At 38.7% G+C, this 6576-nt stretch carries 7 protein-coding genes; 1 reads left to right on the top strand and 6 read right to left on the bottom strand.

Annotation, left to right across the window (positions count from 1 at the left end):
* Window positions 1–795: 795 nt before the first annotated feature.
* Complete coding sequence (locus QOS03_RS08815; RefSeq protein WP_169462683.1) at window positions 796–1407, top strand: hypothetical protein; 612 nt, start codon at window positions 796–798, stop codon at window positions 1405–1407.
* A 491-nt stretch (window positions 1408–1898) separates the two neighbouring features.
* Here the strand turns inward: QOS03_RS08815 and QOS03_RS08810 are convergent, their stop codons facing one another.
* From QOS03_RS08810 to QOS03_RS08785, 6 genes are all read right to left on the bottom strand, one after another.
* Window positions 1899–2261, bottom strand: coding sequence for a hypothetical protein (locus QOS03_RS08810; protein WP_283576148.1), 363 nt, complete (start codon window positions 2259–2261; stop codon window positions 1899–1901).
* A gap of 423 nt (window positions 2262–2684) precedes the next feature.
* The gene (locus QOS03_RS08805) at window positions 2685–2810 is read right to left on the bottom strand and encodes a hypothetical protein (RefSeq protein WP_283576147.1); all 126 of its coding nucleotides are present in this window, start codon (window positions 2808–2810) and stop codon (window positions 2685–2687) included.
* Window positions 2811–3075: 265 nt separating this feature from the next.
* A complete protein-coding gene (locus tag QOS03_RS08800) occupies window positions 3076–3228 on the bottom strand; it encodes an excisionase family DNA-binding protein (RefSeq protein WP_283576146.1) in 153 nt (50 codons plus the stop codon).
* 114 nt (window positions 3229–3342) lie between these two features.
* Entirely contained in the window at window positions 3343–3933 is a 591-nt protein-coding gene (locus QOS03_RS08795) for a hypothetical protein (RefSeq protein ID WP_169462680.1), read from the bottom strand.
* Window positions 3934–4325: 392 nt separating this feature from the next.
* Window positions 4326–5213, bottom strand: coding sequence for a hypothetical protein (locus tag QOS03_RS08790; protein ID WP_283576145.1), 888 nt, complete (start codon window positions 5211–5213; stop codon window positions 4326–4328).
* A gap of 490 nt (window positions 5214–5703) precedes the next feature.
* Window positions 5704–5916 carry a hypothetical protein gene (locus tag QOS03_RS08785; protein ID WP_283576144.1) on the bottom strand — a complete coding sequence of 71 codons (213 nt, stop codon included), beginning with the start codon at window positions 5914–5916 and terminating at the stop codon, window positions 5704–5706.
* Between the last annotated feature and the right edge of the window lie 660 nt (window positions 5917–6576).

The raw sequence follows: 6576 nt of genomic DNA, 5'->3' as shown, positions 1-6576 counted from the left end.
TCTCTTGTATTCGCCGATATTATCGGCTATTATTATAACCGATAAGAATCGACAATCACTAATTGACTATTTGGGGTAGCCAATTGGTTAGCTCGTTAAGGTATTGGCGTACCTTAACGGGCTTTTCTTTTTGCTCTTGATATTCGATTTTTAGGCGTGTTACACGCTTTCACTTGTCTACTTTACGCCTGCAGGAACAGATACACAAGTAAAAACTTAAGATTAAGCAATAATCTGCTATAATATATACATAACGAGTAGTCGTTAATGATTAGGTGAAAAGGCTGTAACCATTAAATTGGTTGCAGTCTTTTTGCTTGATCGTCTGAACATACTGCACGATTTTACCGGCTCAAAACAAGCAATAATTTGTATCTTATGTTATAATATCTGCAGAAAATAAGTTGAATAACTTGCCGTGTATAGTTCAATGCTATCATGCAGTTAAACCAAAAAGCCCCAACGTACCTCCAATACGCTAGGGCTTTTTTAGTAGCTCAATTTTGCTCGATTCGTTTAACCTATCTTAACGCTTTCGATTATCAAGCCAATGGTCAAAAACTACGATAAGCAAACTAGAAAATAAGTTGAATAAATCTTGCCAGTAGTTCAATGCTTTCACCCCCTCTCATGCAGACAAAGGGACGAGCAACTATTACATTCTATCATCTATCGAATTTTAGTCCCAAGTCAAATCGACAACAGACTTGACAACAGACTTTTGGTTTTTCATCAGCTTTTTAAGTAAATGAAGTGTATAGTTATATGTAATTGAACTCTTGGGAGGAGTTACATATGTTTAATAATTTGTCAATTCTAGCTATGTCTGACGAGGCACAAATGGTCGTAATGATACTTATTCTTGTTGTTGTATTTGGTTTGCCAATCGCCATAGCTCATTTCGATCCACATACAATGAAATACAATAAAGAAGAACTTAAAAAAGCAGACGAAAAAGGTTATCAACGTTTGGGTGGTAACACAAAACGCTTAGACTTTGCCAATATTGTTTTAGGTGATAATGGTATTTATTTCCGCCCAGACACCAGACGTGATGACTATTATGCTTACATTCCATATCCAGACATGGTTAAGTACCATATCGCCTATCAACCAACTACCACTACTCGTAGCGGTGCTGGCGGTGCAGTAGTCGGTGGCTTACTCTTTGGTGTTGTTGGTGCTATTGCGGGCGGTTTAGCAACACGTAGGCAATTAAGCTCAATCAAAGAGTTAATTGTTGTGATTCACGATAATACTGGCGATTCTTATCGTATTAACTTTATCGATGGCACACATGTTGAATCTGTTATCAAAAGCCGTGTAGCTGAATATGAACAACTTCGTTCCTACCTTGATAATCACGGCGTTCCTTACACGCAAGAAGTATTACCATCATTGCCATAACTTTAAGCTCACCTTAATTGGTGGGCTGCATGATCCAATAAGCCTAAAAATAGGGCTGTAAGACACTTTTAATCAAAGAGGCTCACAACAAAAACACGCTGAATCCCTAGAGCGACAAGGGGTTTGGCGTTTTTCTTTGTCGCATTGGTCAAGAAAGGTCAAATAAATACCCTGTTTTTGGTAGATTGTGCAGGCTTTCACAGTCTTTAAAGATACAATTTTGCTAATTTGTCCTATTTTTTTGATCCCTAGCTATATACAGTCTGCTATGTATATATACACGTGTCTGCACGATCTCAGCAGATCATGGTCATATATCTAGTGTTTGGATCTGCTCTATCTGCTTATGATCACTCTTGACCGTGTAAGGTCATCCCCTAGCTCAGATATAGCTCTCAGAGGCTCAGAATTGCTCTCTCAGCCGTTTTAGATCAGTCTATATAAGTCTATAGTCAAAATAAAAAGAGCGCTGTATAACGCTCTCAGACCCTCTAGAATGCACTGTAGAGATCGATCACGCCCTGCTCATACATATATCTATCTCTGCTGTATTGGCTGATCTCTTTAGCTTTGGATAGTGTTTTGATTGCTCTGATTAGTGCATTATCTGCATGATTCAGCAGATCATCAACATAGTCAACGACCTGCAGATCCGTTCTGCTTTCAATTGTTTGCAGGATCTGATCCCACACGCTCAAATTATCGTTAAAGATCGGATCGATCAATTCAGACTCAATATCAGTCGCTATCGTATAAATTGCGTCCGCTTTTTCGCCTTTTTCGGTGTCTGTTAAGCTCTGTAAAGCCCAACAACAAGCCCTAATGCTTAACTTATCTAGATCGTTTTTAATCATGCTTAGATCCCCCTATTTTGATCTCTATTTTAACCTTTTCATGTCTAGTATGAACCCCTGTTTTTTGGCTGTTTAGGTGTGTTTTTTCGATCATTTTCAACGTCTGCAGGATCAATCAAATATACTAAACCAACGCCCAAAAACTGCATGGATCGGGGCTATTTTCAGCTAAATTCAAAAAGTAACTAAACATTCCCAAAATTAGGGCGAAAAGTAGCCCTAAACGATCAAAAAAGGCCAAAATTTTAACAAAAAGTTTATTTCGTGTGTCTAAAGCTACTCATTTTAGATCTGCAGACAAAAAACGATCAATTTTGAATCAAGCATCCCCAGTCTATGTTATAATTGGTATAGACCAATCATGCAGCCTCACGTGCAATAAAAAAGAGCGGTCGTTGCAGACTGCTCAGTAAAATGTGGCTTTTATTTAAGATCAAAAATCAAACTAGGATCGTAATTCTTGATCATCTCTCCCACGGCTTTCAGCTTTTTCTCCAAACTGGTGATTTCATGGTGTTCCCTAGCGCTCAGCAGAGCCAAATTATCCATGGAATTGCCTTTTTTTGTACCTTTTTTTGCGCCATTGATATGGTGAATTTCATACTGATCCCTTTGATCGATCAGCTTGTTTTAGTTGCAATTGTTGAGATTGACTAAGATTGATTTGAGCCATTCGCAATTGTTCGTTTAGCTGATCTATCTGTTTATCTTTAGCTTCCAACTGTTTCTGAAGCGTCTCAATGCTGATTCTTTGAACTGGTTCTTTAGAATCGTTAATATCATCAATCTTTGTCCTAACAAGTTTTATAATCGTTTAATCGTATAATTTAGCTTGTCCTTTTTTCTTCTTAGCCCGTAGGTGATTATCTTTAACTACTCGATAGACTGTTGACTTTGAGCAACCAACGATCTTGGCTACTTCTAACATTGTAAACAATTCTTCTTTTTCCTTAGCTGTTTCTGGCAATTCAATCACCTCTTCTACTGTGGACGTAAGTATTTACAGTCTTATCGTATAATAAAGAAACAGTTAAATTAAGTAATAAAAAAGCGCCCCCCTCAGAAAGAAGGACGCTAAATCTTAATTAATTTTTCCATTTACCATCTCATCAAATAATCGAACAAGCCTATTGTGTCTGCTTATGGTACTTTCCATTTTTTTCGTTGGTTCGTTCCCATCAAATTCCAACAGCTCATATTCATTACCATCAGCTACAGTAAAAACAACTCCTAATCTTTCTATTACGTCACCAGCGTGAAAGCCCGTTCCCGCTTCAACAACAACCTTGCCCAAAATATTGTCACTATTTTCGTTATGCTTTTTCTCAATAACATTATATTCAACGATTTCGCTTGCATTAAACAATTTCCAGCGGATTCCTTCTACCCATAGCACTTTCCCAATTTTACTTGAAACATAGCTATCACCATATTTATCTATCGGCTCAAACTGGCTTTTTACGGCTTCAAAATTTGGATCTTCTTTTAACTCTTTCCTTTTTACTTTCTTTTCAGATGATTGTCTATTAAAGATCAATGAACCCACCATTAAAACAACTGATAAAACAACTAAAACAACTGATCCCGCTCCGTAAAATAACAGTTCAAAAATAAGAACGCAAGCCGATATAAAAAACATGACTATTATTATCCCCAATAGAACAGTCAACATAATTAATACCCCCAAAATAAAAAAGGAGTCAACCAGCGCAACTAGAGCGTTAGTTGACCTTCTGATCGAAACCTCACATAGAATAGCAGAATTTGATAGTTTAAACAACCTATTTTTAATAGAAATGCCTTATTTTAAAGCAAATGCAAAAAGCTACTAAACACGTCCATTTTTTGGTCGTTTAGGGCTATTTTTCAATCAAAAAAGGTCAAAATTTAACAAAAAGTCCGTGTGTGTGTCTTAAGCAACTCATCTACAGTTCCAAACAAAAAACTGCTCAATTTGAATCAAACATCCCCGATCCATGTTATAATTGGTATAGACCAATTATGCAGCCTCATTAGTAATAAAAAAAGAGCAGTCTGCAATGACCACTCAATAAAATGCAGTTTTTATTCCGTTTCAACGTTATAATAGCTCTCTTTGTTTTTGTTGTACGCTTTGATCATTTCGTCCAGATCCTTATCGTAAAAGATATCCCAAAACTCTGGATTGCCATTCGTTGCAAGCTCTACCTGCCTCGATCTATAGCGCTCTAGCCACTGATCGCAATCATCAATGAATAAAGCTCTAAGATCCTTGTCGCTAGTTGGCTTTGCAGTCTTTGCCAAGCGCCATAATTTGCCGTAATCAATATCAACTAGCTCTTTTGACTGCCAAGTCCTCAGTACCTGCTGATAGTAGGGCGTCCCTAACTCGTCCAAGAATTGCTGATATTCCCCTGTTCTCACAATCTGATTCAGCCGTTTAACGCCTTTTTCGGCTTTTAAATCGTGAACGAATCGATCTAAATCACGAGCCATAATATCATAGACACTCGCATCTGGATCATTAGCAAGCTCTGCAGATCCATAAAACACGTCTTTATGCTTGATCGGCTCTGCGTCTGGATCATCTGGATCTGCAGGCTCTTCCACCTCAACTAAAAAGGCCTGTAGTTTATGGATCTCAGCGTCCAACGCCTTGGCAACGCTACTCAGCACACTATCAACCGTGTTCGCCTGCCTCGTGTTAATCCTGTACGCTACACGCTTAAATGCCCTGCTAACGCCCTTAGATTGAGCCTTTTCGATCTCAGCGCCTCTCTGATCAATATCGGTCTGACTGAGAGCATAGTGCAGACCCATGTAGCGTCCCCACTGAGTTTTAGACCTGTTTAGTCTTTCTTTTTGGTATTGATGATCCAATCTCAATCGATAAATCATGTTATCGATCAGAGCTTGTTTCAATTCGTTCCCACGAAAAGCAGTTAATCTCGGCTTGTCCAGTTCAATGAGCATATCAGATCCCCTACCCGTGATTGACACCTGCAGATAGTGCTTTTCGAGTTGTTTCTGGACTAATTTACGGTCTTTAAAGCGTCCATTTTGTTCAGCATATTCCCGTTGTTTGGGACTGATAAACCTTGCAGGATCAGCCCTCAACAACTGTTCAATATTGTATTGAATACTATCATCCCCTTGTATTTTAGTTTTAAATTCCTAAAATGTTTTGTTAAGTATAAATATATTATATATTAACAAAGTAAATTAGGAATTCTGTTAAAGATCATAACATGAGATTGATCAAAACGGCCTAATTTTGCGCCAAATTAAAGTAAAAAGTTCTGTAATTGTCGAGGCAGCCAGCCCGACAACCCACCACGGGAGTGGCCTACAGTCGATCATAGGAATCTATCTAGCACTCTGCAGATCCCTATCAGACAAATTCAACATGAACAACTATCCACTCAACTATGTTTCAGTTGCTCTCAGAGCCAATTACAACCCTCTAATCCTTGTTCATAGCCTTTAATTCACGCTCTAGCGTCTTGATCATCCTGTATTTGAGATCCCTCTCATAGTCATGTTCATGCAGGTAATCCTCTAGCATAGATAGCGTGAATCCATGACTGATTGCCAGCTCATGATAGCCTCGTAAATACCAGTCCAGTAATTGTTTTGTACCATATTCTGCCATGATCCAATTCATCCCCCTACTCATACACATATCTACCTATATAAACCCCTGTTTCAGAGCGTACTGCACCTTAAGTCATATGGAAAGCGCTTGCGCTCTCTCTTATTTTCGCCGTGTTCGTGGCAAAAATAAGAGAGCTAATCTCACATATTTCTAGTTTAGGTCTTGATTCAAAGCTCAATTACTGCAGATCAAGCTCTCAATCAAGATCAAACTAGCACGTTGATTAAGCTCATTCCGCCCTTGCTCCCACTGATCATTAGGGTTGATTTGTACGATCGATTTACTACACTTTCAATCGAAACTTAGCGTGAACCCAAATAAGACGCATTGATCAGCAGGATAACGTGTCGCATTTCCGAAACATCCAGCCACTTTTTTAGCCCCTGCCACGGGACTAGGTGTCGCATACCTATGGTGTTAACTACGTAATAGGGGCTATATCCTATTACACGGGCGTTTCGGGGGGCTACCGACTCAGAGCCACTGATTGTTGCGATTAAGCTCGGCCTAATGAGCAGACAAAAAGACGGCAACCGTATTGGCTACCGTCTTAGCTTGATTTCAATTAGTTCTCAGAGTATCGATAATGTTTATTATAGATATATCTCTTGTATTCGCCGATATTATCGGCTATTATTATAACCGATAAGAATCGACAATCACTAATTGACTATTTGGGGT

This window comes from Limosilactobacillus pulli (genome assembly GCF_947381555.1).
In the GTDB taxonomy this organism is placed as follows: domain Bacteria; phylum Bacillota; class Bacilli; order Lactobacillales; family Lactobacillaceae; genus Limosilactobacillus; species Limosilactobacillus pulli.
This window is presented reverse-complemented; position numbering and strand designations above follow the sequence as displayed.